Source organism: Cryobacterium sp. TMT2-4 (assembly GCF_004402575.1).
Taxonomy (GTDB): domain Bacteria; phylum Actinomycetota; class Actinomycetes; order Actinomycetales; family Microbacteriaceae; genus Cryobacterium; species Cryobacterium sandaracinum.
The window spans coordinates 39,681-57,808 of record NZ_SOGE01000026.1 but is presented as its reverse complement, the minus strand read 5'-3'; the positions used below and the strand labels follow the sequence as shown (position 1 = coordinate 57,808).

The 18,128-nt window shown below is 66.8% G+C and carries 16 protein-coding genes, 1 tRNA gene and 3 pseudogenes; 11 read left to right on the top strand and 9 right to left on the bottom strand.

Features of this window, described 5'->3' with window-relative positions:
- Positions 1-397: 397 nt before the first annotated feature.
- The 5 genes from E3O54_RS07705 to dnaK are packed head-to-tail and all read right to left on the bottom strand — an operon-like array spanning position 398 to position 5,486.
- On the bottom strand, positions 398-1,534 hold the full coding sequence (locus tag E3O54_RS07705) for a class I SAM-dependent methyltransferase (RefSeq protein WP_134401319.1): 1,137 nt from the start codon (positions 1,532-1,534) through the stop codon (positions 398-400).
- A 26-nt stretch (positions 1,535-1,560) separates the two neighbouring features.
- Positions 1,561-1,995 carry a heat shock protein transcriptional repressor HspR gene (locus E3O54_RS07700; RefSeq protein ID WP_104099724.1) on the bottom strand — a complete coding sequence of 145 codons (435 nt, stop codon included), beginning with the start codon at positions 1,993-1,995 and terminating at the stop codon, positions 1,561-1,563.
- Between the two features lie 2 nt (positions 1,996-1,997).
- Positions 1,998-3,005, bottom strand: a complete 1,008-nt coding sequence (locus tag E3O54_RS07695) for a DnaJ C-terminal domain-containing protein (protein ID WP_104099725.1) — start codon at positions 3,003-3,005, stop codon at positions 1,998-2,000.
- Positions 2,998-3,618: a nucleotide exchange factor GrpE gene (locus E3O54_RS07690; RefSeq protein WP_134401318.1), complete on the bottom strand. Its 621-nt coding sequence runs from the start codon at positions 3,616-3,618 to the stop codon at positions 2,998-3,000. The genes E3O54_RS07695 and E3O54_RS07690 overlap by 8 nt, the downstream gene beginning before the upstream one ends.
- A complete protein-coding gene (gene dnaK / locus E3O54_RS07685) occupies positions 3,618-5,486 on the bottom strand; it encodes a molecular chaperone DnaK (RefSeq protein WP_104099727.1) in 1,869 nt (622 codons plus the stop codon). The genes E3O54_RS07690 and dnaK overlap by 1 nt, the downstream gene beginning before the upstream one ends.
- A gap of 187 nt (positions 5,487-5,673) precedes the next feature.
- Here dnaK and E3O54_RS07680 point away from each other — a divergent pair, with 187 nt between their 5' ends.
- Positions 5,674-7,002, top strand: a complete 1,329-nt coding sequence (locus tag E3O54_RS07680; RefSeq protein ID WP_134401317.1) for an MFS transporter — start codon at positions 5,674-5,676, stop codon at positions 7,000-7,002.
- On the opposite strand, the gene E3O54_RS07675 is transcribed toward E3O54_RS07680, so the two are convergent.
- Both E3O54_RS07675 and dcd read right to left on the bottom strand, forming a co-directional pair.
- The gene (locus E3O54_RS07675) at positions 6,999-7,520 is read right to left on the bottom strand and encodes a hypothetical protein (RefSeq protein WP_134374336.1); all 522 of its coding nucleotides are present in this window, start codon (positions 7,518-7,520) and stop codon (positions 6,999-7,001) included. The genes E3O54_RS07680 and E3O54_RS07675 overlap by 4 nt on opposite strands.
- Positions 7,521-7,563: 43 nt before the next feature.
- A complete protein-coding gene (dcd, locus tag E3O54_RS07670) occupies positions 7,564-8,175 on the bottom strand; it encodes a dCTP deaminase (RefSeq protein ID WP_104099730.1) in 612 nt (203 codons plus the stop codon).
- A 72-nt stretch (positions 8,176-8,247) separates the two neighbouring features.
- On the opposite strand from dcd, the gene E3O54_RS07665 reads away from it, so the two are divergent.
- The 6 genes and pseudogenes from E3O54_RS07665 (at position 8,248) to E3O54_RS07645 (ending at position 12,004) form a co-directional block, all read left to right on the top strand.
- Positions 8,248-8,318, top strand: a tRNA-Gly gene (locus E3O54_RS07665).
- Positions 8,319-8,433: 115 nt separating this feature from the next.
- Positions 8,434-9,198, top strand: a complete 765-nt coding sequence (locus E3O54_RS07660; RefSeq protein WP_134401316.1) for a hypothetical protein — start codon at positions 8,434-8,436, stop codon at positions 9,196-9,198.
- Positions 9,199-9,441: 243 nt separating this feature from the next.
- Positions 9,442-10,020 carry a hypothetical protein gene (locus E3O54_RS07655; protein WP_134401315.1) on the top strand — a complete coding sequence of 193 codons (579 nt, stop codon included), beginning with the start codon at positions 9,442-9,444 and terminating at the stop codon, positions 10,018-10,020.
- Positions 10,017-10,697: pseudogene (locus tag E3O54_RS07650) on the top strand (ABC transporter ATP-binding protein). The gene E3O54_RS07655 and the pseudogene E3O54_RS07650 overlap by 4 nt, the downstream one beginning before the upstream one ends.
- 8 nt (positions 10,698-10,705) lie before the next feature.
- A complete protein-coding gene (locus E3O54_RS17335) occupies positions 10,706-10,939 on the top strand; it encodes a hypothetical protein (RefSeq protein ID WP_370247539.1) in 234 nt (77 codons plus the stop codon).
- A 39-nt stretch (positions 10,940-10,978) separates the two neighbouring features.
- The gene (locus E3O54_RS07645) at positions 10,979-12,004 is read left to right on the top strand and encodes an ABC transporter permease (protein WP_370247537.1); all 1,026 of its coding nucleotides are present in this window, start codon (positions 10,979-10,981) and stop codon (positions 12,002-12,004) included.
- Between the two features lie 25 nt (positions 12,005-12,029).
- Here E3O54_RS07645 and E3O54_RS07640 read toward each other — a convergent pair whose 3' ends face one another.
- On the bottom strand, positions 12,030-12,920 hold the full coding sequence (locus tag E3O54_RS07640; RefSeq protein WP_134401314.1) for a LysR family transcriptional regulator: 891 nt from the start codon (positions 12,918-12,920) through the stop codon (positions 12,030-12,032).
- 118 nt (positions 12,921-13,038) lie between these two features.
- Here E3O54_RS07640 and alsS point away from each other — a divergent pair, with 118 nt between their 5' ends.
- The 3 genes and pseudogenes from alsS to E3O54_RS07625 all read left to right on the top strand — a co-directional run.
- Complete coding sequence (alsS, locus tag E3O54_RS07635; protein WP_134401313.1) at positions 13,039-14,781, top strand: acetolactate synthase AlsS; 1,743 nt, start codon at positions 13,039-13,041, stop codon at positions 14,779-14,781.
- On the top strand, positions 14,778-15,509 hold the full coding sequence (gene budA, locus E3O54_RS07630; protein ID WP_104099735.1) for an acetolactate decarboxylase: 732 nt from the start codon (positions 14,778-14,780) through the stop codon (positions 15,507-15,509). The genes alsS and budA overlap by 4 nt, the downstream gene beginning before the upstream one ends.
- A gap of 404 nt (positions 15,510-15,913) precedes the next feature.
- Positions 15,914-16,075, top strand: a pseudogene (locus E3O54_RS07625) (PhnA domain-containing protein); the annotation flags it as partial.
- 8 nt (positions 16,076-16,083) lie between these two features.
- Here E3O54_RS07625 and E3O54_RS07620 read toward each other — a convergent pair.
- Positions 16,084-16,632, bottom strand: coding sequence for a hypothetical protein (locus E3O54_RS07620; protein ID WP_134401312.1), 549 nt, complete (start codon positions 16,630-16,632; stop codon positions 16,084-16,086).
- On the opposite strand from E3O54_RS07620, the pseudogene E3O54_RS07615 reads away from it, so the two are divergent.
- Positions 16,550-18,064 (top strand): annotated as a pseudogene (locus tag E3O54_RS07615) (AMP-binding protein). The gene E3O54_RS07620 and the pseudogene E3O54_RS07615 sit on opposite strands and share 83 nt — an antisense overlap.
- The last annotated feature ends 64 nt before the right edge of the window (positions 18,065-18,128 follow it).

The following is an 18,128-nucleotide window of genomic DNA, read 5'->3' as shown; positions in this document are numbered from 1 at the left end:
ACTCGACTTCAAACCCCACAGGGGCTGTCGCTTCGAGGCAACCTGTAAAACTTACCCACCCGACTAATCTCTGTCAAATCACGGAAAGCAGCCGATTCCGAGTGCGCCAAAGCGACTCGAAATCATCTACATACGCGACCTGACGACCAGCCGAAGAGAGATAATATTTTGGTTTAAACCCGAACTCTCCCTAGTCGGGAGGATATTCGAGAAAAAACTAAATCTTCGTCCCACTTGAGGCCGGGAAGCTCTGCGGCTTTCCGCACCTGTGGGGTGACTAGAGAGACATTACGGTGAATTTTGGGGGTGCGCAACTCCCTCCCGCATCCCGGGCGTGTCGGCTCCGGCGCCCTGGCGGAAGCCCCCAGGTGCGGGCCTCACGGCGGTCCGGCGCGTCTCAGCGTCCGGTCGAGACCGTGACGGTGAACTTGGCGTTCCGACCGACCTGGTGTGTCGGCCCGACCAATCGCGTCAGCGCGGGGCGATAACCGAGGTGGGTGTTCCACACACTCCACAGTTCACCACCGGGCTGCAACACTCGTCCGGCATCCTCGAACAGTTTCAGGGCTATGCCGGCATGGACCGACGAGCCGATGTGAAAGGGCGGGTTCAGCACGATCAGTTCGGCCGAGGCATCCGGTTGGCTCTGGAGCGCGTCATCCCGCACGACCGTGACCCGGTCGGCGAGCGCATTGGCCACCATGGTGGCCCGCGCGGAGGCGACGGCCGCGGCCGACTGGTCGGTGGCGGTCACCCGCAGGGCGGGACGGCGTCGGGCGAGGGTGGCGGCGAGCACCCCGGTGCCGCAGCCGAGGTCGATGGCGCTCCGAGCATCCGTTTTCATACGATCAAGGAACTCAAGCAGGTAGCGCGTTCCGATATCGACGGTCGCGCCGGCAAACGCAGCCCCGTGGGCGCAGATCGTGAGTCCCAGGTCGGCGTGCTCCACAGAATTCGGCCAGGTGGACACCGTCGGCTGAGTTGCGGAGGCAGTCGGAGCCGCTGCCCTGAGTACCCGCGACTTTTGCCGGGCCGACGAGACCTGCAGCTCGCCGAAGTGCCGGCGGAGCACCGCGTTCATGGTCGGCGTCATGTGCTTGATGCGTCCACCGGCGATCACCACCACATCCGGTGCCGCGAAACGACGGATGGCGTCGGCGAACTCATCGAGCGCCGCCAGACTGCGCGGCAGCTGGATCAGCACCACCCGCGCGTTCGTCAGCAGTTCTTCGCCCAGGATGAGGGAGCGGTAGGAATCGGCGAGTCCGGCGTCGGCCGCATTCAGGGTGAGGGCCAACTCCCCAGAGAGGACATCCTGGTGCACCCGGATTCCCCGGGCCCCGGCCAGTGCGGCCGCGCCCAGGGTGAGAGCGCCATAGCGGTCCTCGATCACCACGACCTCGCCGGATCCTGCCTCGGCCAGCACGCCGGCCGCCTCGTCGAGGATCAGGCGGTCGCTCGCATCCACGGCGAAGAGATTGTCCGCTTCCACGTCGGGGAAACGCCTCAGGCGGTCAAAGGAAAAATCAGGCATTGCCTCAGGCTAGCCCGCAGGTGCGGCTACTTCTCGTCGCCGATCGGGCGGGAACCCAAGGGGCGCCAGATCACGATCTGGTTGGACCGGCGCGTGCGCGTACCGGCCCGCATCGAGATGACCTCACCGGCCGAGCCGGCCGCGAAGACGCGGCGGCCCGGACGGTTGAGCAGTTCATCGGCCAGCGCAGACTCCAATTCGCGCAGCCGCGATTCGAGCGTGCGCACGTGGTCCTCGAGGTCAATGATGCGACGGATCCCTTCCAGGCTCACACCCTCGGCACCGAGCTCCGCGATCTCGCGGAGCTTGGCCACATCCCGCATCGAGTACCGGCGAGACCGACCGGGGGTGCGGTCGGGACTCACCAGCCCCAGGCGATCGTATTGGCGCAGCGTTTGCGGGTGCATGCCCGCAAGCTCGGCGGCCATCGAGATTACGAAAACCCGGGTGTTCTCGTCCACCGTCAGTCTCTCGCCTTCGCGAGGAGTTCGTCGCGCGGATTCTCCTTCGGCAGTGCTTCCGCGAAGGCCGCGAGTTTCTCTTCGGCGTCCTTCGACAGATGAGACGGAACGGCAACCTGAACCTCCGCCAGCAGGTCCCCGGTGCCCTTGGGCGTCACGACGCCACGCCCCTTGACGCGCAGCACGCGCCCGCTCGGGGTGCCCGGGGCGATGCGCAGTTTGACCGGCGCTCCGCCCAACGTCGGCACCTCGATAGTGGCGCCGAGCGCGGCCTCGACGAACGTGACCGGAACGGAGACCCGCAGGTTCAGCCCATCGCGTTCGAAGACCGGGTGCTTGCGCACGTTCACCGTGAGTACGATGTCGCCGGACTCGCCGCCGTCAGGGCTGTGCTGCCCCTGGCCGCGGAGCTTGATCTTCTGCCCGTCGGCCACCCCGGCCGGGATCTTCACCTTGATGGCGCGGCCATCCTGCGTTTGCAGGGTGATCTGGTCACCGTGCGTGGCCGTGATGAAGTCGACCGTTGTCGACGCGATCACGTCGCGGCCGCGAGTCGGCCCGCCGTAGCCGCGGAACCCGCCGCTCGAGGTGCCGAAACCGCCGCCACCCTGACCGCGGCCGAACATGCCGCCGAGGAGGTCGTCGAAACCGCCCTGCTCATAGGAGTAGCCGGGCTGTTGTTGCCGCGCGCCCCCACCGAACATGCCTCCGAAGACATCATCGAAGCCTCCGGCCTGCCCGCCACCGGGGCGCGGGGCGGTGAAGCGGGCCCCACCGCCCATCGCGCGCACAGCATCGTATTCCTTGCGTTGGGCAGGGTCACCGATGACCGAGTGTGCCTCGCTGATCTCCTTGAACGTCGCCTCGGCCGCAGGGTTGCCCGGATTGGAGTCCGGGTGATACGTGCGGGCGAGCTTGCGATAGGCCTTCTTCAGCTCGGCCGGGGTGACGTCCTTTGACACACCCAGGACCTTGTAAAAGTCCTTATCGAACCAGTCCTGGCTAGCCATCGCTCGGTACCTGCACGACGACCTTGGCCACGCGCAGGAGCGACGAGCCGAGGAAGTAGCCGGTCTCGATCACGTCACCGACGGTCTCCGACTCGATGCCCGCGGTGGGCAGCTGGAAGATCGCCTCGTGGATGGTCGGATCGAACGGTTCGCCGACCGTGCCGAAGGACTTCACGCCCAGGCGCTCGACGCTCCCCCGCAGTTTCGCGGCGATCGTGCTGAACGCCGAGTCTTCGACCAGGTCGCCGTGCTTCTCAGCGCGGTCGAGATCGTCGAGCACGGGAATCAGGCCCTTTACGACATCCACGGTGACGCGCTCACGCTCGACCTCGCGGTTGGCCTCGGTGCGGCGACGGTAGTTGGCGTACTCCGCGGTGACCCGCTTGAGGTCGGCGAGGTGCTCGCTCGTGGGCTCGTCGACTTCCCGCGTGGCGGCATCCAGGATGTCTTGGACCGTCAGCTCGTCCTCTTCGATACCCTCGGCGGACGCCTCGTCGAAGCCCTCGACACTCACACCTTCGGCTTCCGCCTCGGCGTCGGCCCCGGGGGCACCCTCAGTGGATGCCCCCTCGTCAAACGGCTCGTCGCCAGGACGCTTGTTGTCGTCTGCCATTACTTCTTGGCCTCGTCTTCGTCGTCGACGACCTCGGCGTCAACCACGTCTTCGTCGGAGCCGGCCGCGTCGGCGGTCGGCTCGGAGTCGGTTGGGGCACCGGCCGCGGCATCCGCCTGGCTGGTCTTGTAGATGGCCTCGCCGAGCTTGCCCTGGCTCTCGTTGAGCTTGTCGAAGGCCGTCTTCACGGCCGCATCGTCGTCGCCGACGAGAGCGGCCTTGAGGGCGTCGACGTCGGCCTGAACCTCGGACTTCACGTCCTCGGGCAGCTTCTCGTCGTTCTCCTTGATCAGCTTCTCGATCGAGTAAGCGAGCTGCTCCGCCGTGTTGCGGGTCTCGGCTGCCTCGCGACGGCGCTTGTCCTCGGCGGCGTGCTCTTCGCCCTCGCGCACCATGCGCTCGATGTCTTCCTTCGCGAGCGAAGATCCGCCCGTGATGGTCATCGACTGTTCCTTGCCGGTGCCCTTGTCTTTGGCAGACACGTGCACGATGCCGTTGGCGTCGAGATCGAAGGTAACCTCAACCTGCGGGATGCCGCGCGGGGCCGGCGCGATGCCGGTCAGCTCGAACGTGCCGAGGTTCTTGTTGTCGCGGGTGAACTCGCGCTCGCCTTGGAAGACCTGGATCGCGACGGACGGCTGGTTGTCGTCGGCTGTGGTGAAGGTCTCGCTGCGCTTGGTCGGGATGGCCGTGTTGCGCTCGATCAGGCGCGTCATGATGCCGCCCTTGGTCTCGATGCCGAGGCTCAGCGGGGTGACGTCGATGAGCAGGACATCTTTGCGCTCACCCTTCAGCACGCCGGCCTGCAGTGCGGCGCCAACGGCGACGACCTCGTCCGGGTTGACGCCCTTGTTCGGGTCCTTGCCACCGGTCTCGGCCTTGACGAGCTCGTACACGGCGGGCATGCGGGTGGAGCCACCGACGAGAACGACGTGTGCGATATCTTCCACCTTGACCCCGGCTTCACGGATGACGTCCTGAAACGGCTTCTTCGTGCGGTCGAGCAGGTCTTCGGTCATCTTCTCGAACTGGGCGCGGGTGAGCGTCTCGTCGAGGTTGGCCGGGCCATTCTCGGTCAGGGAGAGGTACGGCAGCTGGATGCTCGTCGACATGCTGCTCGAGAGTTCCTTCTTGGCCTGCTCGGCGGCTTCCTTGAGGCGCTGCTTGGCGATCTTGTCCTTGGAGACGTCGACGCCGGTGGTTTCCTTGAACTTCTTGATCAGGTGATCGACGATGCGCTGATCCCAGTCGTCGCCGCCGAGGCGGTTGTCACCGGCAGTCGACCGCACCTGAATGGTGGAGAAGTCGTCGTCCTTGCCTACCTCGAGGAGGGAGACGTCGAAGGTTCCGCCGCCGAGGTCGAAGACCAGGATGAGCTCGTCTTCTTTGCCACGGTCGAGGCCGTAGGCGAGTGCGGCCGCGGTCGGCTCGTTGATAATACGCAGCACGTTGAGGCCGGAGATCTCGCCGGCCTCCTTGGTGGCCTGGCGCTCGGCATCGTTGAAGTACGCGGGAACGGTGATGACGGCATCCGTCACCTTGTCGCCCAGGTACGCCTCGGCATCGCGCTTGAGCTTGGCCAGGATGCGGGCCGAAACTTCCTGCGGGGTGAACTTCTTGTCGTCGATGGCGACATTCCAGTCGGTGCCCATGTGGCGCTTGACCGACGCGATGGTGCGGTCGACGTTGGTGACGGCCTGGCGCTTGGCGGTCTCGCCGACCAGCACCTCGCCGTCTTTGGTGAAGGCGACGACGGACGGCGTGGTCCGGAAGCCTTCGGCGTTTGCGATGACGGTGGGTTCTCCACCTTCGAGGACGGCCACCACAGAGTTGGTGGTTCCGAGGTCGATGCCTACTGCACGGGCCATGTGTGCGTTCTCCTTTAAAGTATGTTCTCAGCTCGATTTCACAGAGTTGAGTGGTGCTGGCTCAAGTGTGCCAGTGTCCCAAATCGAAAGTCAAGCCACGCACCTGAGAGTTGAGCGTGAACGACTCAACTTTGAGATTTCGTGCAATCGATGGTCTCCGGCCACCCACATCCACTAGCCTCAGCGCATGACCGGGATCGCGGAGCAGGGCAGCACGGATGCCCGGGAGCTGCCAGACAAAACGAGCGGACGCCGCGTAGTGGCCTGGAGCTTCTGGGACTGGGGCTCTGCCGCGTTTAATGCGGTGGTCACCACCTTCGTCTTCACCGTCTACATCACGGGCAGCTCGTTCGGCGACAAAGACGTCATTTCCGCCCAGCTCGGTTGGGCCCTCGCCATCGCCGGCTTGCTGGTAGCGGTGCTGGCCCCGATCACCGGACAGCGCTCGGACACCTCCGGGCGGCGCAAGCTGTGGCTCGGCGTCAACACGTTCATCGTGGTGGGCCTCACCGCGGCGATGTTCTTCGTGGAGGCGTCACCGAGCTTCCTGCTGCTCGGCCTCGTTCTGGTGGCCGCCGGCAACGTCTTCTTCGAGTTCGCCAGCGTCAACTACAACGCCATGCTGTCCCAGGTCTCGACCGCGCGCACCATCGGCAGGGTCAGCGGTTTCGGTTGGGGCATGGGCTACATCGGCGGCATCGTGCTGCTGCTCATCGTGTACTTCGGTTTCATCAGCCCCGACGTGGGTCTGTTCGGGGTGACCAGCGAGAACGGCCTCTCGGTGCGGGTCACGATGCTCATCGCGGCCGCCTGGTTCGGCCTGTTCGCCCTGCCGGTGCTGTTCTCGGTTCCCGAATACCGTTCTCCCGTTGCGGTGCGCCGGCCCCGGGTGAGCTTCCTCCGTTCCTACGTCGTGCTCGGGCAGGACATCATTCGGCTCTGGAAGACCAGCCGCCAGACGGTGTACTTCCTGATCGCGAGCGCGATCTTCCGCGACGGCCTGGCCGGGGTTTTCACCTTCGGCGGGGTGCTCGCGGCATCCGTCTTCGGATTCTCACCCGGCGAGGTGATCATCTTCGCTATCGCCGCCAATGTCGTGGCGGGCGTGGCCACCATCATCGCCGGCGCGCTTGACGACCGGGTCGGCGCAAAGCCGATCATCGTGACCGCCCTGATCGGCCTGATCGTGTTCGGCAGCATCGTATTCCTGCTGCACGACGGCGGTCAGATCGTGTTCTGGACCGCCGGCCTCGCCTTGACGCTCTTCGTCGGGCCGGCCCAGTCGGCCAGCCGCACCTTCCTGGCACGCCTGATCCCGGCCGGCCGGGAGGGTGAGGTCTTCGGGCTCTACGCCACGACGGGCCGCGCGGTGAGCTTTCTGGCGCCGACCATGTTCGCCCTGACGGTGACGATCTTCGGCGAAACCTATTGGGGCATCCTCGGACTTATGTTGGTTTTGCTCGTGGGGCTGCTTCTCCTGCTTCCGGTGAAGGCCCGCCAGGACCAGATTGGCTAACGGATGCGGGTGGCCTCGTTGTGCTCGACCAGCACCCAGGTGGAACCCTCGTCGTTGGAGACCCAGCCCTCCCAGGCGTAGGCGTCAGGTGTGATCGAGACGAAGTTCCAGCGGATCGGGCGGCCGTCGGTGCCCGTGCCGTCCTGGCGCAGGCCGTTGCGGTGGGGGGTCGCCACGAGGTGGCAGTACTCGCCGGATGCCGGGGCGAAATAGCTGACCCGCCACACGCCGGCGTAGGAATCATAGACTCGCACGGCCGTGGCGACGGTCTCGAAGCCGGTCGGGTGCGAGTCGCTCACGACGACCTCGACGTCTTGCACCGCACGCCCGTCGAGCACGAAGTCGACGATCCAGGTGAATTCGCGCCCGGTCCATTCGCCGGTCGTCTCGTCGAGGAGGGACCCGGTGGCGGCCCAGGCGCCGACCAGCTGGCCGAAGCGGCGCATCCGCCCCGGGTAGTCGGCTGTCGGTCCCGGCGCGACGAGCGCCTCGGCAAAGCTGGGCACGGATGTGGTCATGGGCCGATTTTACCGGGCGCGTGTTGCATGCGTGTGAACCGGGCTACTCGGCTCCGGTGGTCGATCCCATCGAGGCCTCCCGCACATCCGTGCAGTGGAAGTTCTGGAACGACCGCGACGCGGTCGGCCCGCGCTGGCCCTGGTAGCGGGAGCTGTATTCGCTTGAGCCGTAGGGACGTTCGGCGGGCGAACTCAGCCGGAAGAAGCAGAGCTGACCGATCTTCATGCCGGGCCACAGCTTGATCGGCAGGGTGGCGACGTTGCTCAACTCGAGCGTCACGTGGCCGGTGAAACCGGGATCGATGAAGCCGGCGGTCGAGTGGGTGAGCAGGCCGAGCCGGCCGAGCGAGCTCTTGCCCTCCAGCCGCGCGGCGACGTCGTCGGGCAGGGTGACCTTCTCGTAGGTGGACCCGAGTACGAACTCACCGGGGTGCAGGATGAACGGTTCGCCCGCGGCGGTCTCGATCAACCGGGTCAGATCGGGCTGGTCTTCGGCCGGATCGATATAGGGGTACTTGTGGTTGTCGAAGAGGCGGAAGAAGCCGTCGAGTCGCACGTCGATACTCGACGGCTGAATCATGTCGGCCTGGTACGGCTCCAGACGGATTCGTTCCGCGTTGATTTCAGCCTTGATTTCGCGATCCGAGAGCAGCACGGTTCCAGCCTAACGGCGCGGACTTGATATGCTGGCACGGTTCCGTTCCGGGCTTGCCTGCGCGACGGACATGCGGATGTAGTTCAATGGTAGAACTTCAGCTTCCCAAGCTGATAGCGCGGGTTCGATTCCCGTCATCCGCTCACTTGTCATATTTCCCGGTCCTGTGATGCGGCTCGGTGATGCGGCTCTGTGCTGCGGCTCTGTGCTGCGGCTCTGTGCTGCCCCACGTCGGCGGCCTCCGGTATCGTCGAGACTATGACCGACCCGACACTGCGTATGCCGAACACCGTGCTGCGGGTGGTGCTCGACCTCGGCGTGCTGCCCCTGGACATCCCCCCGCTGCCCCCGCGTTTCCGGCACCCGGAATTCGACGCGGACTGGGACGACGAGGAGCAGGTCGCCGGCATCTTCCTCGGCTTCGACGACGGAGAGTTCCACCTGGACATCCTGGAAGAAGGAGTCGAGTACCACTTCCACAACGCGGACGGGTCTTCGAGCGATGACAGTCCGTGGCCGGCCGCCGACACCCAGGCCCTCGTCGACTGGGCGACCGGCTTCGTGCTGCACGTTGCACCGCGCCTCCCGGATCTGCTGGAAGACTCGGATGAGGCCGCCGAATGGCACCATGTGGGGCTGCCGGTGTACTCCCGCGATTACGGGCCGGTCCCGCTCGAAATCATCGACGTGGAGTTGGAGGGCGAGCAGCTGATGCTCCCCTGGCTCGGGTCCGGCCACATCGCCGACGATCACCTCGACGGATTTGACCACCCGATCGCGCTCCTCTGGAATCCGGAGCACGAAGATCCGGATATCCCGATCGCACGGGTGTGGCTGAACCCGAAGACCGGGGAACCGACAGCGCGCGCGGAAGCAGGGGTGGACTGGTCGGCCGTGGGGCTCACCAAAGCGGAAGTCCTGTCATGGGCGGAGAGCCTGTACCTGAACAATCACGTGATCGGCGATCCGGCCCAGATGATCATGCGAGCCGCACTGGAACGCATGGCAGGGCTCGACCGCTAGCTGAGTGAGTCCCAACCCGTTGGGTTGCATGACTCCCGATAGCTCCGATCCGACAGCCCCCGTGGACTTTGTTCCTCAGCGGCGGAGCGCCGGGTCCGTCGCCGCACCAATTCGACGGAGATTCTCGTATATGGGACCATTTTTTCGGGTTTCCGGGCCGTTTCGGGCAAAAACTCCGTCGAATTCGTTCGGGCCGGCGTTGCCGGCAGCGAGCGCGCCCTCGCCGCGGCGAACGAGGCCACCATGACCTATCTGGCGGCATGCGAAATCCTGTACCTGCCGGGTCTCCCCCGCCGGGTCGACGAGGTCACCGTATCCCGCGGCACCTCGATCACGGGCTCCGTGATGCGCGTCTCCGGTGCCACGATCCAGATCAGCGCCTCCGCCTCGGCGAGCGATGCCAAACTCATGAAGGTCGGCAACGCCGCCGTGCTCTCGATGCAGGACGATTCCGAGCACGGCGCCACCGTGACATCCGTCGCCGTGGCCGAGGCTAAAGAGGGAACGGATGCGGCGAGCGGACGCTTCACCATCCTGCTCACGCCCGACGACCTCACACCCGGGCAGCTCCAGAGCATCCAGGGCAGCAACCTGCGGGTCATCATCCCGGTCAGCTCCACCGACGGGGAGGTGCTCGCTGTGCCGTTGGCCGCGCTTACCGCCGGCCCGGGCGGGGAATCCCGGGTCGAGGTGTCGACCGGATACGGAAAAAAGACCGTGCTGGTCGAGGTGAGCGCCGGGCTCGCGGCTGACGGTTACGTCGAGGTGCAGGCGGTCGACGGTTCCCTCGAGGAAGGGGACCTCGTCGTGGCCGGGCGATGAGCCGACCGGCCGTCGTGGAGCTCATCGACGTCACCCGCTCCTTCCCCGGCCCGCCCGAGGTCCAGGCGCTCACATCAATCAACCTGCGGGTAGAGAAGCAGGACTACCTCTCGATCGTCGGGCCGAGCGGGTCGGGCAAGTCGACCATGCTCAACATCCTCGGCCTGCTCGACCGACCGAGCGTCGGCGAGTACTACCTCGACGGAGCGCTCACGGGTCTGGCCGGCGAGGCGGAACGCGCGGCGCTGCGGGGCGGCAAGATCGGCTTCGTGTTCCAGGCCTTCCACCTCATGCCGCACCGCTCGGTGTGCGACAATGAGCTGCTGGCCACGATCTACAGCAAAGTTCCGCGCGCCGACCGCGAATGACGGGCCCGCGCCGCCCTGCACCGGGTGCACCTGGACCACCGGATCGACTTCCTGCCCGGCACTCTCTCCGGCGGCGAGCGCCAGCGGGTCGCGGTCGCGCGGGCCGTGGTGGCCTCGCCCCAGCTGCTGTTGGCCGACGAGCCGACCGGCAACCTCGACGCCTCCACCTCCAGGGAGGTCATGGACCTGTTAGAGGAGCTGAACGCCGGCGGCCTCACGCTCATCGTCATCACCCACGACCGGGCCGTGGCGGATCGCGCCGGGCGCACCATCAGCATCACCGACGGCCGCGTGGGCGAAACAACATAAAATTGCGGATGCCGAACCGCCGTCGAGCGACCAGCGCTCCGGCCCCGGTAAGCGACGGTGACCGCGGGGCCGCGCCGGCCATCACCCGCGCCGACCGGTTCTCGGTGCAGGACCTCATCGTCGAGGCGGGCTATGGCATCGGGGCGCGCCCCACCCGCCTGATCATGACCGCGCTCGGGACCACGATCGGAATCGCCTCCCTGGTGGTGACAATCGGATTCGCCCAGACGGCGGCCGGTTAGATCGCCCGCCAATTCGACGCGGTCGCGGCCACCCAGGTCGTGATCGAGCCGGGGAGCACCGACGGGATGAACGGCTCGGAGCGCACGACCGGGCGATTGCCTTGGGATGCCCCGGACCGGGTCAGCCGCTTGGCCGGGGTGGAGCTGGCCGGCCTCGTCAGCGAGGTGCCCCTCGATGCCGTGACCATTACCGCGGTGCCGGTAAACGACCCGTCGGAACCGGCAACCCTGGGCCCATCGCTAATGGCCACCTTCCCCGGACTGCTCGACGCGGTTCGCGGCAACATCGTGACCGGCTGGTACTTCGACACCGGCCACGATGCCAGGGCCGATCGGGTGGCGGTGCTCGGTTCGCGCGCGGCTGAGCGCCTGGGCATCAACCGCGTCGACAGCCAGCCCTTCATCTTCATCGGCGACTCCTCATATACCGTGATCGGCATCATCGATGGGATGGAGCGACGCTCCGACCTGCTCGACGCGGTGGTCGTGCCGATGGGCAGCGCGCGCGCCGACTTCGGCCTGACCGGCCCGGATGAACTGCAGATCCGGATCGCTCTCGGCGCCGGCAAAGTGGTCGCGGAACAGGCTCCGCTCGCCCTGGACCCCAACGCTGCGCAGAACTTCGAGGTACAGGCCCCGTCGGCTAGGTCCGGCCTGCGCGAGAACGTGCAGGCCGACGTGAACGTCATCTCCCTGATTCTCGGCGTGCTCGCACTCGTCGCGGGCGGACTGGGGATCGCGAACGTCACTCTGCTGTCGGTGATGGAAAGGGTGGGCGAGATCGGGCTGCGCCGGGCCTTGGGCGCCACCAAGCGCAACATCTCGAGCCAGTTCATGGTCGAATCCGTGGTCATCGGCCTACTCGGCGGCCTGATCGGAGCCGCACTCGGGGTCTTCGCGGTGGTGATCGTGTCGCCTATTCAGCAGTGGGCGCCGGTCGTCGACCCCTGGCTCGCAGCCGGGTCGGCGCTGCTCGGGGCCGTCGTCGGCCTTGCCGCCGGGGTCTACCCCGCCCTGAAGCCGTCGAATATCGAGCCGATCGTCGCCCTGCGCGGGGGCAACTGACGCACCCTGTCGGCCCCGCCTCGCATCAGCCGCGCGCCTCGTCGGCGACGAGCGCGAGCTCCACGAACGCGCGCACGGCAGCCGACGCGCGCCGCTTGCGCGAGGCCGCCAGGTACACCGTGAAATCGGGCAGATTCGCCACGGGAAGCCGGTGCACGTCGAGCGCGTCGTGGGCGGTGAATTCGGGCAACAGGGCCACTCCGAGGCCGTTGGTCACGTATTCGGCGGCCGTTCCGATATCGGAGACCTCGATCATCACCCGCCGCTCGAGGCCGGCAGCGGTGAAGGCATCGTCCACGATCTGACGGCTGGCGTAGCCGGGCGGCAGATCGATGAACTCCTCCGGCACGAGGTGGCCCAGGCCCACGGCCGACGCGGAGGCGAGCCGGTGGCCTTTCGGCACCACCAGCACCATCGGCGACGAAGCGATCGGCACGGCTGAGAGCGCCGTCGGCGCCGGGCCGCTGAGGGCGAGGAAGGCCAGGTCGAGTTCGCCCGAGACGAGCTCGTCGACCAGCCCGGCCGACCCCCGCCGGGCCGCGCGCAGCCGCACGCCGACGCCCGGATGGCCGGCGCGGAAGAGACCGAGCAGCCGAGGCACATTGACGAGCGTGACCGAGGTCATCAGCCCGATCACGATGGACCCGGTGATGGCGCGGGTGGTGTCCTGGGCGGCGTCGCGCACCTCGTTCACGGCGTCGAGGGCGTCGCGCACCTTCGGAAGCAGCAGTTCGCCAATCGTAGTGAGCCTGATCTGGCGGCGGCTGCGATCGAACAGTTCGACGCCCAATTCGCTTTCGAGCGATCGAATGCCGGCCGAGACGGCTGACTGGGCGATGGTGAGCCGGTCCCCGGCGCGCGTGAAGCTCAACTCACCGGCGACGGCGCTGAAGAATTCGAGCTGTCTCAATTCCATGGGCCTAAGCATCTCATTTTCAGATCGTTTGCATCGCTACTCGGCGTTGCTTCTTATTGAATGTGCAGCGACGATGGAGGGGAGGCCGATTCAGAACGGCGATCCGGGAGGCATCACAATGACCACTACTTCACCGCTCCAGAGCGACGACGACACAACCGAGACCACGCTCGTGCGCTCTGACGCCGGCACCCCCGCTCCGTCCACCCGCTCCGCCGAACGCGTGGTGGAATGCCTGAAGGCATACGGCGTGCAGTGGGTCTTCGGCGTTCCCGGCGCCAAGATCGACCCGGTCTATGACGCTCTCATCGACGACGGACCCGAGGTGATCGTGGTGCGTCACGAGCAGAATGCGGCCTTCATGGCCGCGGCCGTCGGGCGTCTGAGCGGCCAGCCGGGCGTCGTCCTGGTGACGAGCGGCCCAGGCACCTCCAACCTCGCGACGGGCCTGCTGACGGCGACGACCGAAGGCGACCCGGTGGTCGCCCTCTGCGGCGCGGTTCCGCGCGCAGACCGGTTGAAGCGTACCCACCAGACAATGGATGCCGTGGGCATGCTGTCCGCCGTGACCAAGTACGCCGGCGAGGTGAGTGTCGCCGACAACGTGCCGGAAGCAATCGCGAACGCGTTCCGCGAGGCAACCCAGGAGCCCAAGGGCGCCGCCGCGGTTGTTCTCCCCTACGACGTGCTCACGGACTCGACGACCGTGTCGATGACGCATCCGCACTGGGTGCCGCAGCTGGGCGCCGCACCCTCCGAGAGCGTGCAGCGCGCTGCCGCCCTGCTGAAGGATGCGCAGTTCCCGGTCATCCTCGCCGGCGCGCGGTCCGGCTCGGACCAGGCCGTCGCGGCGCTGCACCGCCTGCTGGGCGTCGCCGGACTGCCCGTCGTCGAGACGTTCCAGGCCGCGGGAGTCATCTCGCACGAGCTCGAAGAGCATTACCTCGGACGCGTGGGCCTGTTCCGCAACCAGCCCGGGGACATCCTTCTGCACAAGGCCGACGTGATCCTGACCGTCGGCTACGACTTCGTCGAGTACGAACCGTCGAAGTGGAACAAAGACCACCTGCGCGTGATCATCCACCTGGACGAACTCTCCGCCGACCTCGACGACTACTACCGCCCCACGCTCGAACTGCGCGGCGACGTCGCCGAGACCCTCGACGCCCTCGCCCGCCAGATCAACGGGCTGTCGATGCCGGTCGCCGCCGCGGCCGAGGTAGCCGAGCAGCGCGCCCGCCTCGCGCACGCCGACCAGCCCACCGGTCGCCGGGACGAGTCCGAGGGCGTGCACCCGGCCGACCTCACCCTGATGATGCGCGAACTGCTCCCGGATGACACGACGGTGCTCTGCGACGTGGGCTCCCACTACATCTACATGGCCCGGCACTTCCGCACCTACCACCCGCGCACCCTGCTGTTCTCGAACGGCCAGCAGACCCTGGGCGTGGCCCTGCCCTGGGCGATCGCCGCGACCCTGGTGCGCCCGGGCACACCAGTCGTGTCCGTGTCGGGCGACGGCGGTTTTCTCTACTCCGCCATGGAGCTGGAGACGGCCGTGCGGCTCGGCTCGACGTTCACCCACATCATTTTCAACGACGGCACCTACGACATGGTGGCGTTCCAGCAGATGGGCAAATACGGGCGCACCTCCGGCGTGCAGCTGGGCGATTACGACGCCGTCGCCTATGCCGAATCGTTCGGCGCCCACGGCCACCGGGTAACGCACCTCGACGACTTCGCCGGCATCCTGGCGCAGGCCCTTGCCGAACCCGGCCCGAGCATCATCGACGTGCACGTCGACTACCGCAACAATAGAGATGACCTGATGGCCGATCTGGAAAGCGATGTGCTGCAATGAGCAAATTCACTGTCACCCGACACGAAATTTTCCAGACGAGCCTGATGAGCGCGCTGCTCGACGGCGTCTACGAAGACGAGATGACCGTGCGCGACCTGCTCGGCCGCGGCAGTTTCGGACTCGGCACGTTCAACGGACTGGACGGTGAAATGCTGATCATCGACGGCATCTGCTACCAGTTGCGGGCCGACGGCGGGGTGTCGAAGGCCGACCTGGGCGCGCACACGCCCTACGCCGTCGTCACGAATTTCGTGCCTCATATCGAGAGCCAATTGCCGAAGAACATCGTGCGCGCGGAGGCGTCAACGTTCATCGACAAGCTGACGGCGTCGCAGAACTACATGTACGCCCTGCGCATCGACGGCGACTTCGAGTGGATCCGGATGCGCACGGTCGTCAAGCAGGAGAAGCCCTACCGCCCCATGGTGGAGGCAACCGACGAGGACGCGATCATTGAGTTGCACGACGTCTCGGGCGTCGTGGCTGGCTTCCGCACCCCGCTCTACGAGCAGGGGATCGGCGTGCCCGGCTGCCACACGCATTTCCTGACCGACGACCGCACGGCCGGCGGCCACGTGCTCGACTTCAAGCTGCGCTCCGGCACCGCTGCCCTGTGCCTCGGCACCGACCTGCGCTTGCAGCTGCCGCTGACGGATGCCTTCAAGAACGCCAACCTGTCCCCCGACGACCTCGAGTGGCAGATCCAGAAGACCGAAATGCACCGGTAGCCGAGCGATCCGAATCGGTTGGTTGTGTCGCTCTCGAAAGATCACAGCTCAGCGCACCGAGTGAATGCTGCTCATCACAGGTGACTCCCTGCCCGGCGTCCAGCCAATTCGACGGAGATTCTGGTGCAAATCGGCTTCTTCTCAGGATTTACGGCCATTTTTGGGCAAAATCTCGGCTCTCCGTCGAATTCGTCCGGGGTACGGGGTGGAGCGGCTGATGGAGGTGCGAAGCGCGCACGCGCTGCCGCTCATCCGGCGCGCGTTGTGGCCAATTCAGGAGATCCGTCCGGCCGGGCCGAACATCCGCCCCGGTTCCGCACTGGTCCGTGGCGGCCGATGGACTTGGCTGACGGATGTCCTGAGTTGGCCACATGTGTCGGCTCGGCCGGGCCTAACCCACGCATGAGGGCAGCGCGACCGCCATCACGGTGAGCGCGAAGGTGCGGGGTATCCGTCTGCTGGATGGCGTAAGCGACCACGACATCGACTGCAAGGTGGACGCATTCGGCTCAATGCGGCTGAAGTCCAGCGTGGTGAAGAAGGTCCAGCCCCGAACCGCCCGCTAAGGGGACCGTCAGCGTCCGGAATCCAGCCCTGCCCGACGGTTCGACATCAGCGCCGCCAGATCGGTGTTCACCAGAACCCGCACCCGTTCCGCCCGCCGCTGCGCGTAGTCGGGCTCCCGGCGGTCGACAACCTGTTCGACCAGCCGGGCGGCGAGCGCGGCGCCGATTTCCTCGCTGGCGTCCGTGCGGGCCCGCTTAAGCAGGTCGGCGACCTGCTCGTCGTCGGCGGCCACGGCCCGTAGGGCACCGGCGAGCTTCAGGTGCACACTCCGTCGCAAGGCCAGCTGGCGCACGTGGAGCCTGTCATCGTCGGTGATCTCGAATGCGCTCCGCTGCCGGCTCAGGACTTTCCGCTGCCGGCCGACACGCTCGGCATCTTCCTCGTTCTGCGTCGCCAGCCGGACCAATTCGGAGCGGACGGCCGCGGTGTAATCGGCATCGGCGAAGTCGCGGTGCTCACGCAGCGCCCCCACGATGATGTGGTTCTTCACGGCCATGCGCGCCGCGGAGAGCCCGATGAGAACGCCCTCGTCGACAATCCGCTCAAAGGAGGCCATGGCGATACCCTACGCCCCACGTGCCCACGGGGGTCTCATGGGCTGCATGACGGCAGGAACCGAAGCCTCGACACGCTGGCCCACCATCCCCAAGAATGTTCGCGCCCTCACGGTGCCGCCCAACCTCGTCAACTATGACGAGACCTGCGCCGCCTTCACCTGGGACGAGGCCCGCCACGCTCTTTCGGGGCTGCCCGGCGATCGGGGGCTCAACATCGCCTACGAGGCGGTTGACCGGCATGCCGCCGGTGCCAGGGCCGCTCACGAGGCCCTGTGCTTCGTGCGCGGCGACGGCAAGACCCACTCCCTGAGCTATGCAGAGCTCGCCGAGCAGACCGGCCGCTTCGCCAGCGTGCTGCGGGGCCTAGGCATCGGGCGGGGCGACCGGGTCTTCTCCCTCCTCGGCCGCGTTCCCGCGCTCTACGTCGCGGTGCTCGGCACGTTCAAGAATGCCAGCGTCTTCTGCCCGCTGTTCTCCGCCTTCGGGCCGGAGCCGGTACGCCGACGGCTCCAGCTCGGCGGCGGCCGGGCCCTGGTCACAACGCGGGCGCTGTACCGCAAGAAGGTGGCGCCGATCCGGGTCCAGCTGCCGGACCCGCGGCACGTGTTGCTGGTCGACGCCGACGGCCATCCGGACCCGGGCAAGCTCGATCTGGCGGCCCAGCTGCGGGAGACCCCGCCCTACATCGAGATCGCCGCCACCCAGAGCTAGGACATGGCTCTGCTGCGCTTCACGAGCGGCACCACCGGCACCCCGAAGGGTGCCATCCACGTGCACGACGCCGTGACCGCGCACTACGCGACCGGCCGGTTCGCCCTCGACCTGCACCCCGGTGATGTCTACTGGTGTACCGCCGACCCCGACTGGGTCACGGGCACCTCCTACGGCATCATCGCTCCGCTGGTGCACGGCGTGACCGCCATCGTCGACGAGGAGGAGCTGGACGCGGACCGGTGGTACCGGGTGCTCGCCGAGCAGCGCGTGACCGTCTGGTACACGGCGCCGACCGCCCTGCGAATGCTTATGAAAGCCGGCTCAGACCGGGCCGCCGGCCACGACCTGTCCGCGCTGAGGTTCGTGGCCAGCGTGGGTGAGCCGCTCAACCCGGAGGTCGTGGTGTGGGGCCAGGAGACGTTCAGGCAACCCGTGCACGACAACTGGTGGCAGACCGATACCGGCGGGATCATGATCGCGAACTACGCGGCCACGCCCATCCGCCCCGGCTCGATGGGGCGGCCTTTGCCCGGCGTCGAGGCAGCGCTGGGCGCCCGCGACCAGCAGGGCGCGCCGCTGATGCGGGGCGGCGAGGTCGTGCTGGTGACCGAAATGGATGCCCTGGGCGAGCTGGCACTGCGGCCCGGCTGGCCGTCGATGTTCCGCGGGTATCTGGGCGAGGAGGAACGTTACCGACGAACTTTCGCCGGCGGCTAGTGCCTCACCGGCGACCTCGCCCGACGGGATTCCGACGAGTACTTTTGGTTTGTCGGCCGCGGAG

Coding starts and splice junctions, on each gene's coding strand:
- E3O54_RS07705 (WP_134401319.1), bottom strand. CDS start 1,534: ATGCCTGATTTTTCCTTTGACCGCCTGAGGCGTTTCCCCGACGTGGAA.
- E3O54_RS07695 (WP_104099725.1), bottom strand. CDS start 3,005: ATGGCTAGCCAGGACTGGTTCGATAAGGACTTTTACAAGGTCCTGGGT.
- E3O54_RS07690 (WP_134401318.1), bottom strand. CDS start 3,618: ATGGCAGACGACAACAAGCGTCCTGGCGACGAGCCGTTTGACGAGGGG.
- dnaK (WP_104099727.1), bottom strand. CDS start 5,486: ATGGCCCGTGCAGTAGGCATCGACCTCGGAACCACCAACTCTGTGGTG.
- E3O54_RS07680 (WP_134401317.1), top strand. CDS start 5,674: ATGACCGGGATCGCGGAGCAGGGCAGCACGGATGCCCGGGAGCTGCCA.
- E3O54_RS07675 (WP_134374336.1), bottom strand. CDS start 7,520: ATGACCACATCCGTGCCCAGCTTTGCCGAGGCGCTCGTCGCGCCGGGA.
- E3O54_RS07660 (WP_134401316.1), top strand. CDS start 8,434: ATGACCGACCCGACACTGCGTATGCCGAACACCGTGCTGCGGGTGGTG.
- E3O54_RS07655 (WP_134401315.1), top strand. CDS start 9,442: ATGACCTATCTGGCGGCATGCGAAATCCTGTACCTGCCGGGTCTCCCC.
- E3O54_RS17335 (WP_370247539.1), top strand. CDS start 10,706: ATGCCGAACCGCCGTCGAGCGACCAGCGCTCCGGCCCCGGTAAGCGAC.
- E3O54_RS07640 (WP_134401314.1), bottom strand. CDS start 12,920: ATGGAATTGAGACAGCTCGAATTCTTCAGCGCCGTCGCCGGTGAGTTG.
- alsS (WP_134401313.1), top strand. CDS start 13,039: ATGACCACTACTTCACCGCTCCAGAGCGACGACGACACAACCGAGACC.
- budA (WP_104099735.1), top strand. CDS start 14,778: ATGAGCAAATTCACTGTCACCCGACACGAAATTTTCCAGACGAGCCTG.
- E3O54_RS07620 (WP_134401312.1), bottom strand. CDS start 16,632: ATGGCCTCCTTTGAGCGGATTGTCGACGAGGGCGTTCTCATCGGGCTC.